The organism is Archangium sp. (assembly GCF_036277355.1).
Lineage (GTDB): Bacteria > Myxococcota > Myxococcia > Myxococcales > Myxococcaceae > Archangium.
Genome location: NZ_DASUNC010000139.1, coordinates 1 through 15,215, shown reverse-complemented (window position 1 = coordinate 15,215; position 15,215 = coordinate 1). Strand labels below are relative to the sequence as shown.

The 15,215-nt window shown below is 72.3% G+C and carries 8 protein-coding genes; 7 read left to right on the top strand and 1 reads right to left on the bottom strand.

The window, feature by feature from the left end; genetic code table 11:
* Positions 1–227: 227 nt before the first annotated feature.
* From VFZ09_RS33350 to VFZ09_RS33325, 6 genes are all read left to right on the top strand, one after another.
* The gene (locus VFZ09_RS33350; RefSeq protein ID WP_329731772.1) at positions 228–5,324 is read left to right on the top strand and encodes a non-ribosomal peptide synthetase; all 5,097 of its coding nucleotides are present in this window, start codon (positions 228–230) and stop codon (positions 5,322–5,324) included.
* The gene (locus VFZ09_RS33345; protein ID WP_329731771.1) at positions 5,321–8,395 is read left to right on the top strand and encodes a type I polyketide synthase; all 3,075 of its coding nucleotides are present in this window, start codon (positions 5,321–5,323) and stop codon (positions 8,393–8,395) included. Before VFZ09_RS33350 ends, VFZ09_RS33345 begins: the two co-directional genes overlap by 4 nt.
* 72 nt (positions 8,396–8,467) lie before the next feature.
* Positions 8,468–8,671, top strand: coding sequence for an MbtH family protein (locus VFZ09_RS33340; protein ID WP_329731770.1), 204 nt, complete (start codon positions 8,468–8,470; stop codon positions 8,669–8,671).
* Complete coding sequence (locus tag VFZ09_RS33335; RefSeq protein WP_329731769.1) at positions 8,668–9,954, top strand: MFS transporter; 1,287 nt, start codon at positions 8,668–8,670, stop codon at positions 9,952–9,954. Before VFZ09_RS33340 ends, VFZ09_RS33335 begins: the two co-directional genes overlap by 4 nt.
* Positions 9,955–9,956: 2 nt before the next feature.
* Positions 9,957–10,742 carry a thioesterase II family protein gene (locus tag VFZ09_RS33330; protein WP_329731768.1) on the top strand — a complete coding sequence of 262 codons (786 nt, stop codon included), beginning with the start codon at positions 9,957–9,959 and terminating at the stop codon, positions 10,740–10,742.
* Positions 10,739–12,493: an acyl-CoA dehydrogenase family protein gene (locus VFZ09_RS33325; RefSeq protein ID WP_329731767.1), complete on the top strand. Its 1,755-nt coding sequence runs from the start codon at positions 10,739–10,741 to the stop codon at positions 12,491–12,493. The genes VFZ09_RS33330 and VFZ09_RS33325 overlap by 4 nt, the downstream gene beginning before the upstream one ends.
* Positions 12,494–12,581: 88 nt before the next feature.
* Here the strand turns inward: VFZ09_RS33325 and VFZ09_RS33320 are convergent, their stop codons facing one another.
* The gene (locus tag VFZ09_RS33320; RefSeq protein WP_329731766.1) at positions 12,582–13,466 is read right to left on the bottom strand and encodes a hypothetical protein; all 885 of its coding nucleotides are present in this window, start codon (positions 13,464–13,466) and stop codon (positions 12,582–12,584) included.
* A gap of 424 nt (positions 13,467–13,890) precedes the next feature.
* Here VFZ09_RS33320 and VFZ09_RS33315 point away from each other — a divergent pair, with 424 nt between their 5' ends.
* Complete coding sequence (locus VFZ09_RS33315; RefSeq protein WP_329731765.1) at positions 13,891–15,081, top strand: hypothetical protein; 1,191 nt, start codon at positions 13,891–13,893, stop codon at positions 15,079–15,081.
* Positions 15,082–15,215: the final 134 nt, after the last annotated feature.

Here is a 15,215-nt window from a genome sequence, read left to right as displayed (position 1 = left end):
CAATGTCAGTGCACCGTCATTGTGCTGTGTCGCGGTGCTGTGTCGCGGTGCTGTGACGTCTGAGGTGTGCCTCGCGGGCTGATGTATGTCTTCTCCAATATGATGATTGTTTTGACAGGGAAGATTCAGAAACGTATATCCAGCCGCAATTTTTGAGCAAAACCCGTCAATCCGGCCATGCCGGGAAGACCTGCGCCCAGCCAATGGGCATGCGGGCTGGAGGAACCTTGCTGCCCCCCCCCATCCACCACCTCATCGAGCGGCGTGCCGCCGAATTGCCCTCTCATGTCGCGTTGAGCCACGCGGGCGAGTCGCTCAGCTATGGCGCGCTCAATGAGCGCGCCAACCGGCTGGCGCATCGGCTGATCGCCGAAGGAGCGCGGTCGGATGCCATCATCGGCATCTGCCTGCCGCGCGGCATGGAATTCGTCGTGGCCATCCTGGGCATCCTCAAGGCGGGCGCGGCCTACCTGCCGTTGGATCCGGCCACCCCGCCCGCGCGCCTGCGGCACATGGTGACGGCGGCGGGAGTGACGTCTGTCATTGGCGCCGGGCCGGCCGTGGAGCGGCTGGGGCTGGAAGGGGTGCGTGTCCTCTCGGCCTCGGGGATGGAGCTCGCCGGAGCCCCGGCTGGCAATCCGGGCGTCCCCGTCCTGCCGGAGCACCTCGCCTACGTCATCTATACATCGGGCTCCACCGGCCGCCCCAAGGGGGTGATGGTCAGCCACCGCGCCCTGTCCGCCTTCACGGCGTATCACTGCGGCACGTTCGGGTTGTCGCCCGCGGATCGCGCCGGGCTGGTCGCCTCGCTGAGCTTCGACGCGGCCGTCATGGCCATCCTGCCCTCGCTGGCCTCGGGCGTGCGCCTGGAACTGCCGGACGAGGACGTGCGCCTGTCGCCTGGCAGGCTGCAGGAGTGGATGCTGGCCCAGGGCATCACCTTCGTCTTCCTGCCCACCCCGCTGGCGGAGCTGGTGCTGCGGCTCGACTGGCCGGCGGCGTGCCCCCTGCGCCTGCTGCTCACGGGGGGAGACCGGCTGCATGCGCACCCGCGGCCCGGGCTGCCGTTCCAGCTGGTCAATGGCTACGGCCCCGCCGAGTGCACCATCTACTCCACCTCGGACATCGTGCCCGCGGTGGGACAGGCACCGGCGCACGAGCGCATGCCCTCCATCGGCCGGCCCATCGACGGAGCCGAGGTCCACATCCTCGACGCGGAGCTGCGGCCCGTGAAGGCCGGGGAGACGGGTGAAATCTACATCGGCGGCCTGGGCCTGGCCCGTGGCTACGTGGGCGCGGCGGACCTCACCGCGGACCGCTTCATCCCCAACCCCCATTCGCGCGTGGGGGGCGAGCGCCTGTACCGCACCGGGGACCTCGGCTGCTGGCTGCCCGGGGGCGCGGTGGAGTTCCGCGGCCGCTCGGACCAGCAGGTGAAGGTGCGCGGCATCCGCATCGAGCCCGGGGAGATTGCCGCCGCCCTGATGGCGCACCCGCATGTGGGGGCCGCGCACGTCCTGGCTCAGACGACCGGGTCCGCCGAGTCCAGCACCGGCCTTCAGGACACCTTCTTCGTGGCGTGGTTCGCCCCGAAGGATCTGCTCGCCGTGCCTGGCACGGAGCAGCTGCGCACGCACCTGCGCGACTGGCTCCCCGAGGCCATGATGCCCCGGACGTTCGTGGTGATGGACGCGCTGCCCGTCACCCCCAACGGCAAGGTGGATGTCCGGGCGCTCCCCGTGCCCACCGTCCACGTGACGCGGAGCCGTGAGTACGTGGCGCCGCGCACGCAGCTGGAGCGCGGGCTCACCGGGGTGTGGCGGCAGGTGCTGCGGCTGGAGCGGGTGGGCATCCACGACGACTTCTTCGAGCTGGGTGGCCACTCGCTGATCGCCACGCAGCTCACCACCCGCATCGCGGACGAGCTGGGCCTGGGCGTCTCGGTGCGCGAGCTCTTCGCCCACCCGTGCATCGCCCAGCTCGCGCAGTTGCTGGCGGCCCGGCGGGCCGACCCCGCCCGGAACACGCTGCCGCCGCTGGTCCGCGACGCCAGCCGGGAGCGGGCGCCGCTCACCGTCCAGCAGGAGCAGGTCTGGTTCCTCCAGAAGCTGTCCCCCGACAGCATCTCCTACCAGGCGCAGACGACGATTCGCGTGCTGGGCGCGCTGGACGTGGCGGTGCTGGAGCGGGCCCTGACGGAGATCACCCGGCGCCACGAGCTGCTGCGGACGACCTACGAGGAGGTCGATGGCCGGCCGTGGCAGGTCATCCGCCCGGCGGAGCCGGTCCAGGTGCCGCTGCTCGACCTGAGCGGCGTGCCCGCCGGGGAGCGGGAGCGCCGGCGCGACGAGGCCATCCGCCACGAGCTGCGCCGCCCCATCTCCCTCTTCGAGCTGCCGCTGGCCCGCTGGAGCGCCCTGCGGCTGGCCCCGGACGAGTACGAGCTCGTCCTCGTCGAGCACCACGTCGTCCATGACGGCTGGTCCTTCGCCGTGCTGATGCGGGAGCTGGACACGCTCTACAACGCCTACCTGCGTGGAGAGCCGTCGCCGCTGCCCGAGCTGCCGGTGCAGTACAGCGACTTCGCCGTCTGGCAGCGCACGGCGCTGGACTCGCCGGCCATGAAGGCCCAGCTCGGCTACTGGCGCGAGCGGCTGGCCGGGGCGCCCGAGGTCCTGCCGCTGCGCGCGGATCATCCGCGGCCTCCCGTGCAGACCTTCAACGGGGACCTGCTCCGGCTGGAGCTGCCCCCGGCCCTGCCCGAGGCCCTGCGTGTCTTCTGCCAGCAGGAGGGTGTCACCCTCTTCAACACCCTGTTCGCCGCGTTCGCCACGCTGCTCTACCGGCACACGGGAGAGCGCGACCTGTGCATCGGCTCGGCGTTCGCCGCCCGCGGCCCGCGGCAGCTCGACGACGTCATCGGCATGTTCGTCAACGCCGTCGTCCTGCGCTGCGACGTATCCGGGGAGCCGTCCTTCCGGGCCCTGGTGCGCCAGGTCCGCGACATCACCGCCGGGGCGGCGGAGAACCAGACCTATCCCTTCGTCAAGCTGGTCGAGGCCCTGGGCGTGAAGCGCGACCCCAGCCGCAACCCGCTCATCCAGGCCATGTTCAGCTTCCACGACTCGGCCGTGCTCAGCCCGCGGCTGGGCGAGGCCTCGTGCACCATCTTCGAGCGCGGCAACGGCTCGTCGAAGGTGGACCTGGACGTCGTCGCCATCCCCCACGCCGGGCGGCACCTGGGGGACGCGTCGCGCGGCGACGGCCGCATCTCGCTCATCTGGGAGTACAACCGCGACCTGTTCGACCGCTCGACGATGGAGCGGATGTCCACCCAGTTCATGCGGCTGCTGGAGGCCGCGGTGGCCAGTCCCGGCATGGCGGTGTCGCGCCTGCCGCTGCTGAGCGACACGGAGCGCCAGGCGCTCCTGGTGGACTTCAATGCCCCTGCCCGCGTGCCGGCCCCGGACGCGCTGGTGCATGAGCAGGTGCTGGCGCAGGCCGCGCGCACGCCCGAGGCGCTGGCCGTGTGTGACGAGGCGGGCAGCCTCACCTACGCGGAGCTGGTGCGCCGCGCGAGGCGGCTGGCCGGGCGGCTGCGCCAGCAGGGCGCGGGCACCGACACCGTCGTCGGCGTCTGCCTGCCACGCGGCGCCGACCTGGTGACGGCGCAGCTGGGCGTGTTGCTGGCCGGGGCCGCCTTCCTGCCCCTGGACGCGGACCATCCCGCGGAGCGGCTCGCCTTCATTCTCGCCGACGCCGGGGCCCGCCAGGTGGTGACCCACGGGTCGCTCACCGGGCGGCTCCCCGCCACGCTGGAGCACGTGCGCATCGAGGACGTACACGCCCCGGGCACGCCGGGCTCGTCCCCGCCCGGCGACGTGCGGCCCGGCCACCTGGCCTACGTCATGTACACCTCCGGCTCCACGGGCCGGCCCAAGGGCGTCATGGTGGAGCACCGCGCGCTGGCCAACCTCGTCGCCTGGCAGCGCGGCGCCTTCGGGCTGGACGCGGGCACCCGCGCCACGCTGCTGTACTCCCCCGCGTTCGACCCGTCGGCCGCGGAGATCTGGCCCGCGCTGTCGGTGGGCGCCTCGCTGCACGTGCCGGGGCAGGACATCCGCCTGTCCCCGGAGCGGTTGCAGTCGTGGCTGCTGGCCGAGCACATCACCTTCACGGACCTGCCCACGGCGCTCGCCGAGCGGCTGCTGGCGCTGCCGTGGCCCGAGACGTGCGTGTTGCGCACGGTGCTCGCGGGGGGAGACCGGCTCCACACCCGGCCCGCCCCCGGGACGCCCTGGCGCCTGTTCAACCAGTACGGCCCCACCGAGACCACGGTGACGGCCACCTCCGGCCTGGTGGAGCCGGTGGGCCACGGCGAGGCGCTGCCCACGATTGGCCAGCCCATCTCCGGCACCACCGCGTACGTGCTGGACGGCGAGCTTCAGCCGGTGCCCGTGGGCGTCGGGGGCGAGCTGTACCTCGGCGGCGCCGGCCTGGCGCGCGGCTACCTGGGCCGCCCGGACCTGACGGCGGACCGCTTCGTGCCGGACCCGTTCTCGCCGCGTCCCGGAGCGCGCCTGTACCGCACCGGGGACCTGGTGCGCCACCTGCCCGACGGCACGCTCGAGTTCCTGGGCCGCGCCGACGCACAGGTGAAGATTCGCGGCTTCCGGGTGGAGCCGGCGGAGATCGCCGCGCTGCTGCGCACGCACCCCGGCCTGTCCGAGGCCCACGTCAGTGCCCGGAGTGAGGCGGGCGGGGAGCCGCGGCTGGTGGGCTACCTCGTCCCGAAGGCCGACATGGCCGTGCCGACTCCGGCCCAGCTGCGCCAGCACCTGTCGCACGAGCTGCCGGCCTACATGATTCCCTCCGCCTACGTGGTGTTGCCGGCCCTGCCGCTCACGCACTCCGGCAAGGTGGATGAGCGGGCACTGCCCGAGCCGGTGCCCGCGCCGCGGGTGGCCCAGGTGCCACTGGCCAACGAGCTGGAGCACGAGCTGGCCGGCATCTGGCGCGAGACGCTGCGGCTGGAGCAGGTGGGGGCCGAGGACAACTTCTTCGACCTGGGCGGCCACTCGCTCCTGCTGGCGCGGGTGCAGCACGCGCTCAAGAGCCTGGGCCATGAGGTGCCCATGGTGAAGCTGTTCGAGTTCCCCACGGTGCGGACGCTGGCCCGCTACCTCCAGGGCGAGGACGGGGGCGCGCAGGAGGTGGCCGCCGCCCAGGCGCAGCGGCAGGAGCAGCAGCGCAGCGGGCGCTCGCGCCTGCAGGGGCGCCGGGGCCGGCTGGCGGCGGATGCCACGCGGGAGGACGCGGAATGAGCTCCCCCCACGAGATGGAGGACCGCTCCGCGCACCTGGCGGTGGTGGGGCTGGCCTGCCGGTTTCCCGGGGCCTCCAACGCCGCCGAGTTCTGGGCCAACCTGGTCCAGGGCGTGGAGTCCATCACCTTCTTCGGCCCGGACGGGCGCCCGGGCGCGCCGCCGCCGGAGCCGAGCGCCGTGGGCCAGCAGGTGCCCGCCTTCGGCATGGTGGCGGACGCGGACGGCTTCGACGCGGAGGCCTTCGGCTGCTCCCCGCTGGAGGCCCTCATGCTGGACCCGCAGCACCGGGTGTTCCTGGAGTGCGCGCGCGAGGCGCTGGAGGACGCGGGGTATGATCCGGTGCGCTACCGCGGCGCCATTGGCGTCTACGGCGGTGGGAGCGAGACGTCGTACCTGTCCGCGCTGCGCGCCCGGCGCGAGCAGCTGGCCGGGGCCAGTGACTGGCAGATGAGGCTGGCCACGGGGGTGGACTTCCTCACCAGCCGCGTGGCCTACAAGCTGGGGCTGCGCGGCCCCGCCGTCACCGTGCAGACGGGCTGCTCGACGTCGCTCGTCGCCATCCACCTGGCCGCGCAGGCGCTGCTCGCGGGCGACTGTGACATCGCGCTGGCCGGAGGCGCCTGCGTACACGCACCGGTGCGCCTGGGCCACTACAGCGAGGGCGGCCCCCTGTCCCCGGACGGCCGCTGCCGCGCGTTCGACGCGGGCGCGCAGGGCACCGTGGGCAGCAATGGCGTGGGGCTCGTCGTCCTCAAGCGCCTCGCGGACGCGCTCGAGGATGGGGACCACATCCGCGCCGTCATCCTCGGCTCGGCCATCAACAACGACGCCGCCGGGAAGATGGGCTTCACCGCCCCCAGCGTGGAGGGCCAGGCCCACGTCATCCAGAACGCGCAGCGCGTGGCCGGGGTGGACCCGGAGTCCATCACCTACATCGAGGCCCACGGCACCGGGACGCGGCTGGGAGATCCCATCGAGCTGGCGGCGCTGACGAAGGCGTTCGGCACGGGCTCGAGCCACGCCTGCTGGATTGGCTCGGTGAAGACGAACATCGGCCACACCGACGCGGCGGCGGGCGTGGCGGGCTTCATCAAGACGGTGCTGGCGCTGGAGCACCGCAAGCTGCCGCCCAGCCTCCACTTCGAGAAGCCGAACCCGGAGATCGACTTCGCCCAGGGCCCGTTCCGGGTGAACACGGTGCTGCGGGAGTGGGACACCGGTGGGCACCCGCGGCGGGCCGGTGTCAGCTCGCTGGGCATTGGTGGCACCAACGCCCACGTGGTCCTGGAGCAGGCGCCCGAGGCCGCGGTGGACGAGCGCGCCTCCACGCCCCAGCTGCTGGTGGTGTCGGCCCGGAGCCGCACCGCACGGGACCGGGCGGTGGCCCGGCTGGGCGAGCACCTGCGCACCTCCCCGGACGTCCCCCTGGCCGACGTGGCCTGGACGCTCCAGGTGGGCCGCCAGGCGCACGCCTACCGGCGTTTCGCCGTGGGCGGGGACGCCGCCGGGGTGTGCCGCGCGCTGGAGGAGAACGAGCAGGCGGCGGGTGGCACCGGGGACGAGGAGGCCCGGGAACGCCCGGTGGTCTTCATGTTCCCCGGCCACGGCGGCCAGCATGTCGGCATGGGGCGGGAGCTGTATGCCACCCAGCCGGCCTTCCGCGAGGCCGTGGACGAGGCCTGTGCGTACGTGACGCCGCGGCTGGGGTTGGATCTGCGCACGGTGCTGCACCCGGACCTGGCGGACGCCGATGCGGTGCGGACGGCCTCCACGAGGATGGGGGAGTTCGTCATCGGCCAGCTGTCCCTCTTCGTCATCGAGTACGCGGTGGCGCAGTTGTGGAAGCGCTGGGGGGTGAAGCCGGCCTCGGTGGTGGGCCACAGCCTGGGGGCGTACGCCGCGGCCACGGTGGCTGGCGTGTTCTCCCTGCGGGACGCCCTGACGCTGGTGCTGGAGCGCTCGCGGCTGCTCGCGAGCCTGCCGGCGGGCGCCATGCTGGCCGTGCCACTGCCCGAGTCCGAGCTGGTGCCGCTGCTGCACGCGCAGCTGTCCCTGGCGGCCGTGAACGGGCCCGCCCAGTGCACGCTGTCCGGCTCGGTGGCGGAGATAGAAGCCCTCCAGGCGCGGCTGGTGGCGCGGGGCGTGGAGGCCCGCATCCTGCGCATTCCGGGCGCCGGGCACTCGCACTTCATCGAGCCGGCGCTGGCCGCGTTCACCGCGTGCGTCCAGCGTGTCGAGCGGCATCCCCCGAAGCTGCGGTGGATTTCGGATCTCACCGGCGCCGAGGTGTCCGCGCAGCAGGCGACGGACCCGGCGTACTGGGCCGCGCACCTGCGCCACACCGTGCGCTTCAACGACGCGCTGTCCACCCTGCTGTCCGGCCCGGACAGCCTCCTGCTGGAGGTGGGGCCGGGCCGCACCCTGGTGACGCTGGCGCGCCAGCACCCCGGCTCGGGCACGCACCTCACGCTGTCCACGCTGCCCCACGCCTCGGACCCGACGTCCGACCTGGTCAGCGCGCTCATCGCGGCCGGACGCCTGTGGGTGGCGGGTACGCCCTTGTCCTGGCAGGGCCTGCACGCGGGCGCGCGGCCCCACCGGGTTCCGCTCCCGGCCTACCCCTTCGAGCGGCGGCGCTACCTGGTCGAGGCACCGGAGGTGTCCGCCCCGGTGGCGGAGGCTCCGGCCCCGAGCGCCTCGCGGGCGGACGCAACCGGCGAGGCCCGGCGGGACGTGGCGCTCCCGGCCAGCGCGCCGGAGGCCCCCGTGTTCCGCAACGACCTGGAGCGCCGCATCGCCCACGCCTTCGCGGAAGTGCTGGGGCTGGCCCAGGTGGGCCCCCACGACAACTTCTTCGAGCGGGGAGGAGACTCGTTGATGGCGGCGCAGCTCATCACACGGCTGCGTCCGCATGTCCCGGCCGAGCTCCGGGTGAAGTCCATCTTCCGTGCCCCCACCGCCGCCCGGCTGACCCGCTTCCTCGAGGAGGAGCTGTCCGTGGCCGTCCCGTCCCCGCCGCACGAGCTGCCGCCCTCCGCGGCTCGCCCGGCCCTCCGTCACCCGGCGTGAGCGGTACGAGCGCGCCTCCCATCCCTTTCCATCGGCCGCCCTGGCGGCCCTGACACCCCAAGGTCCATCCCCATGTTCGAAGAGGACACGCAGCGCAGCTACGACGTCGTGTGCAACGAGGAAGCGCAGTACTCCATCTGGCCCAGTGACCGGCCCCTGCCGGCGGGCTGGCGCGCGGTGGGCGTCACCGGCCCGAAGCGCGACTGCCTGGCCCACATCCAGCGGGTGTGGACGGACATGCGCCCCAGGAGCCTGCGCGAGCAGACCCGGGCATGAGTCCGTCTTCCCCACCGGCCGTGGCGCGGAGCGGCTCGCTCTGGCGCCACGGCGACTTCGTCAAGCTCTGGGGCGCGTATGCGCTCAGCCTCGCCGGCTCGCAGGTGACGTTCATCGCGCTGCCGCTGACGGCCATCCTCCTGTTGGAGGCCACCCCGCTGCAGGTGGGCATCCTCACCGCGCTGGGCTACCTGCCCTTCCTGCTCATCGGCCTGCCGGCGGGTGTATGGGTGGACCGGCTGCCCCGGCGGCCCATCCTCATCGCCGCCGACTTCGGGCGGGCCCTGTTCCTGCTGGGCATCCCCCTGGCGTATGCCCTGGACGTGCTGTCGCTGGGGGTGCTCTATCCCATCGTCTTCCTCAACGGCGTGCTCACCGTCTTCGCCGACATCGCCCACCACGCCTTCCTTCCCGCGCTGGTGGAGCGGGAGCAGATCATCGAGGGCAACACGAAGCTGCAGATGGCGTACTCGACGGCCCAGCTCGCGGGCCCGAGTCTGGGCGGACTGCTCGTCAAGGCCGTGAGCGCGCCCGTGGCCATCCTCATCGACGCGGCGAGCTTCCTGGTGTCGGCGCTGATGCTCCTGCGGGTGCGGCGCCAGGAGGCCGTGCCCGAGGGGCGCGCGAAGCAGCGGCCCCCCATGCGCCAGGAGATGAAGGAGGGGCTGGGCTACGTGCTGGGCCATCCCCTCCTGCGCCCGCTGGTGCTGTGCATGGCCTGCGCGAACCTCTTCGACATGTTCGGCATGGTGAAGGCCATCCTGCCGCTGTACGCGGTGCGGGAGATGCGCCTGTCCGCCCCCGCCTTCGGCGCCGTGCTCGCGGTGGCCAACGCGGGCGCGCTGCTCGGGACGGTGCTCAACCACCGGTTGGTGCGGCGCTGGGGGCTGGGCCCGACACTCGCCGGTGCCTCCTTCCTGCCGGGCCTGGCCGTGTTGATGCTGCCGCTGGCCACCGAGGCCACGGCGGTGGGGGTGCTCGCGGGGGCGCTCGCGCTCGCGGGCTTCGGGGTCGCCCTGTTCAACGTCAACCAGATCAGCCTGCGCCAGCAGCTCACCCCCGCGTCACTCCAGGGCCGCATGAACGCCACGGTGCGCTTCCTCATCTGGGGAACGATTCCCGCGGGCGCCTTCCTCGGCGGCCTGCTGGGCGGCTCGCTCGGGCTGAAGCCCACGCTGCTCATCGCCGGCGTGGGCAGCCTGCTGTCGAGCCTGCCGCTGGTGTTCTCCCCCCTGGCCACCCTCCACGAGCCGCCGCAGCCGGCGCTCGCTTCCACGAGATGACGATGACCCGGACTTCACCCTGGTTGGCCTGCCGCCTGCGGCGCCCGGACGCCCGTGTGCGCCTGTTCTGCTTCCCCCACAGCGGCGGCTCCGCGGGCGAGTACCTGCGCTGGGCGGACCTGCTCGAGAACGTCGAGGTGTGGGGGGTGCAACTGCCCGGCCGGGGCGCGCGGACGGAGGAGCCGCCCTTGACGCGGGTGAGCGTGCTGGTGGACGCACTGGCGGACGCGCTGGTGGACGCGCTGGCCCTCGGGCCGCCCTTCGCCTTCTTCGGACACAGCCTGGGGGCGCTGGTGGCCTTCGAGACGGCCCGGCGGTTGCGCGACCTGGGCCGTGCGCCACCGGCCTGGCTGTTCCTGTCTGCCTACCCCGCCCCGCAGCTGCCCTCCCGGACGCAGCCCACCAGCCACCTTGGAGAGGCGCCACTGCTGGACGCGCTCGAGCGCATGTACGGAGACATGGCCGCGGAGATCCGCGAGGACGCCGAGCTGCGCGAGCTGCTGCTGCCGCCCCTGCGCGCGGACCTCGCGCTCGTCGAGTCCTACCGCTACCAGGACGGCGAGCCCCTGGACTGCGAGATGGTCATCACGGGCGGCACGCAAGATGACCTGGGCCCGGACGCGCTGGAGCCCTGGCGCCGCCACACCCGGGGCACGTTCCGCGTCCACCTGCTCCCCGGTGGCCACTTCTACCTGCGGGCACCGCAGCAGCGGGACACGCTGCTGCGCCTGCTCGACGCAACCCTGCGGCCTTCCCACACCTCTTCTCCAAAGGACCTCCATCCATGAGCCAGCCCCTGCAACCCGCCGCCCGGAGCCGCGAGGGCTTCCTGGGACAACTCTTCGGCGGGAGGTTCCGCTGGGACCTCCTCCAGCCCTTCCCCGAGCAGAGCCCGGAGGAGCAGCGGCTCGGCGACGCCCTGGTGCTCGAGATCCAGCGGTTCCTGAAGGAGCACGTGGATCCGGCCCAGGTGGAGCGCGAGGGCCGGCTGCCTCCGGGCCTGCTCAACTCCCTGCGGGGGGCGGGCTACTTCAAGCTGCAGATGGACCCGGCGGTGGGTGGCCGGGGCCTGTCCTCGCTCAACGCCTTCCGGGTCATCGAGATGGCCATGAGCTGGTGCCTGCCGGTGGGCTACACGCTGGCGCTCCACAACGGCCTGGGCGCGGGCGCCATCGTCAACGCCATTCCCGCCGGGCCGCTCCGGGAGTACGTCCATGGCCGCATCGCCCAGGGCGCCATCTCCGGCTGGGCCGACACCGAGCCCACGGGGGCCGCCTCGCGGCGGCTGTCCACCCTGGCCACGCCCACCGCGGATGGGAAGGCCTATCTGCTCAAGGGGGAGAAGGTCTACATCGGCAATGGCTCCATCGCGGACCTGCTGATCGTCAGCGCCACCGTCTGCGAGGGCGGCAGGGAGTTCGTCAGCCTCTTCTTCGTGGAGACGGCCAGCCCCGGCTTCCGGGTGCGGAGGGAGCACCAGCTGATGGGGCTGAGGGGCTTTCCCATCGCCGCGCTGGGTTTCGACGACGTGCGGGTGCCCCGGGAGCAGATGTTGCGGATGGCGGAGGGGCACTGGCGGGACACGCCGCTGTTGGAGCCCATCAGCGCCCTGGGCCGCATGTACACCATCGTCACCGCGTCCCTGGCGACGGCCAAGCACTGCCTGCGCTGGTCGCGCGAGTTCGTCAACCGGCGCCGCAACAACGGCCGGCCGCTCGGGGACTACGATGAAATCCAGCGCATGGTGGCCAGTACCGCGGCGGAGGTGTTCGCTCTGGACAGCCTGGCCCAGTGGAGCCTGGCGGGAGCGGATGGCGCGAACCTGCCGCTGCGCTGGTTCGAGCAGGTGGCGGCCAAGAACATCGCCTCGCTCACCTGTGCGCGGCTGGCGGACCGGACCATGTCGCTGCTGGCCGCCGAGGGCTACGAGACGGCGGTGAGCAAGGCCTCGCGGGGGGCCCCCCCCATTCCCATGGAGCGGGCCGTGCGGGACGCCCGGGCCTTCCGCATCGCGGGGGGCGTGGACTTCCTCGTGGACCACAAGGCCGCCCGGGAGGGGCTCTTCACGCTCTACTACCCGTCGGCCGCGCAGGCCGCGGAGCTCGAGGCCCCGCCCGCGCCGCTTCCGGAGGACAAGCACCTGTCAGGCCGCAACCTCGAGCACCGCCAGGCCGTGGCCCATGAGGTGCGCCGGTTGGGCCTCGAGTGCCTGGAGCTGTCACGCCGCTACCCGGACGTGGGAGTGCTCTACGCGCGCGAGCGGACCCTCATCCTGCTCAACCAGGTGGCCAACGAGCTGTTCACCATGTCCGTCACCCTGGCGCGCGCCGCCGCGCTGACCGCGCGAGGCCAGCCTCACGTGGGGGAACTGGCGGATGTCTACTGCACGTCCGCGCGCTACCGCCTGGCGGACCTCTGGCAGCAGGTCAACGCCGAGGCGGAGCCGGACTTCGCCCGGGCGAGCGGAGCCTGGCTGGCGGGAGACGGGCTCGACTTGCTGTTGAGCGACGTGGACCGGGGCCAGGGCACGGGCGCCTGAGCCCTGCCGGGCGGAGTGGAGCCGCGGTCCGGGGACACGGTGGCCATTGTCTCGCCCTCTCCTCCAGGAGAGGGACGGGGTGGGGGGCCTACTCGGCTCGTGTGCTCGGCAGGCACGCCCACGGCTGGCCGGGTTGGCGCCCACACGCGAAGCCCGGCTCACAGACCGGCGGTCCCTCTGGATTGCACGCCTTGCGGCACTGGAACAAGAAGCAGGCCGAGTCCTCGGGGCAGGGCGGTGTACTCCGGCCACATCGGCGCAGACACTGCATCCAGATTTGTCCCGGGGTCGTCGGGTAGGTACTCCGGGTGCAGGACGTGCCCTGGGGACAGGGATTCAGCTCGCAGTCCTGGCCGAGGACCGTCATGCAGACGGAGCCATGCCCTCCCAGCAGGGACACGCACCGCTGGCCCACGGGGCAGGCGCGCCCCTCGCAGGTGGGCACGCAAGAGGGGGCGTGGTCCCCCTCCTTGCAGACGTACCCCTCGGGACAACTGGAGGGCTCCTCCAGACGGCAGGGCCGGCCACAGAAACCCGAGCAGATGAGGCCCTTCTCACACCCGTCCACGAGAAGGGCGGGATGCACCTCGCAGAGTTCGCCCTCCTTGCGGCTGCCTTGCAGCGAGCAGACGCGGATGAAGTCCTCCTTGTTGCGGGCTCGCAGGGTCCGGCAGGCGAAGTCCTCCGGACAATCCTCGTCGGTCCCGCACGTGCTGTCCGTGCAGTACTGGCGTCCCGTCCGCGGGTTGTGGAAGCAGCGGAGCTGCGACTCGCAATCCGCATCCGTGCGGCAGTCCTGCTCGTAGGTACGAAGGCCCTGACGCACCTGCGGTGAAAGCATGGGCACGACGTGGTGTCCCGTGGGCGGGGAGGGCCGCGCGCCGGGGTGGGACATGGCGAGGTAGACGAGCCCCAGCAGGGGCAGCGGCAGCAGGAGGATGCCGATGCCCGGGAGAAACTTGCGCCAATTCATCCGCCCACCCTCATTGCCTCTGCCTGGGAGGCCGACACTGCCGCGGACAGTCTTGCTGCTCGAGGTCCGGTCTGCTCCAGAAATCCTCGCCGCATTGCTCCCACCACGCCTCCTCCTCGAGCGTGCAGCCCCGATTCGACAGGTACTCTCGCATGTCCTTGGCCAGGGCTTCGTCGATGGTTCCCCCGCGCCCCCAGGCATGCGGACAACCCGTCTCCAGCACGAGCAGCGGAACCAGTAGCAGCAGCCTTCGCGGCATCATTCCCTCCCAGTGGTCCAGGTGGCATCGAAACACCCTGCGTATCAGGAGTGACGCGCGCCGCGTAGGGCTTGCGAGGTCCTTCCGAGCCCGCGGTCCCGTGACTCCGGGAGTCAAGTCGTCCGGGCTACCTCGCGAGTCATCATCCGTGATAGACGGGGGCGCATGCTCCCCCTGCTCTGGCTGTTGCTCGCCGCGCCCGCGTCTCCCCCCGCCATGTCCTCCCCCGTCGACCCGGCCTTCGTGTCATTGGCCCGGGAGGTGGAAGCCGCGCTGCGTGACGGCGACGAGGCCGCCCTGGATGCGCGGCTCGATGGAGAGCAGTTCCTCCAGCGGGTGACGCGGGGCCTGCCAGTCTCGAGCACCTTCCTGGCGGCGTTGGCCGGCGAGGTGCGCAAGGACGGCTGGCCCCTGGGCCGCCGGTTGTTGGGCGCGGGAGGGCGGGGCCTTCGGGTCCGGCTGCTCCAGGTGCACATGCGGGGGCGTACGCCCATCGCGCTCCTGCGCGTCCTGTCCGACGCCGGGTTGAGCTACCTCGAGCTCGAATTGGGCCGCAATGCCCGGAACGAGGCCGTCCTGGTCGACCTCTACCCCTACCTGGAGGGAGAGCGCATCAGCGAGTCGATGTGGCGGGTGTACCTGCTGGCCGCGGCCGAACGCGGGCAGTGCCTCACCCGGAGGCTGCGCGGCGTGGAGCGGCAATGGGTGGAGCAGCTGCTGCGGTGGCGGCGCATCGAGCGCCTGCTCGGAGCGAACCAGGCGCGCGAGGCCGTGGCGGAGATGGACCGGCTTCCGCCGCGGATGCGCGGGGCGAGGTTCGTGCAACTCAAGCGCCTGGAAGCGCTCGCGTCGCTGGACGAGGCGGAGTACGCGCTGGGGCTGCTGGCCTTCGAGAAGGCCTTCCCCGGGGATCCGCTGCTGGACCTGTATGCGCTGGACAACCCGCTGCTGCGCGGCGAGAGTGCGGTGATGATGGAGGCGATCGACCGGCTCGACAGGAGGGTGGCGGACCCGTACCTGGCCTACCTGCGGGGCCAGGTGAAGTCGGGGCAGGACGACCTGGAGGGGGCGAAGCGCTCCTTCCAGAAGGCCCTCGAGGAGGACCCGACGCTGTGGGAGCCCCGTGTGGAGTTGCTGAGCCTGGCCCTCGGGGAGGCGGACCACGCGGGCGCGGTGCGCCTGCTCGAGGACATGGAGCGCGAGGCCGGAGGGAGTCAGGTGCGGGTGCGGCTCCAGGAGGGGCCGGAGACCAGGGCCTTCCTGGAGTCGGCGGAGTACAAGGCATGGCTCGAGCGGCAGCGCGCGCGAGAAGGCCGGAGCGGCGGGTCCGAGGTCGCGAAGCCCGCCGGGCCCTAGTGGACTGTCCGACAAGTTTTTCAACATAGTCGAGACCACAGGGTAGGTTGGGTGGAGGAAGAGACCGGATAAGTTGGGTGGATGAGGAGACGACCGCCGCATCTCCTCCACCTTTCGCCTGGGGAAGTGGCCTA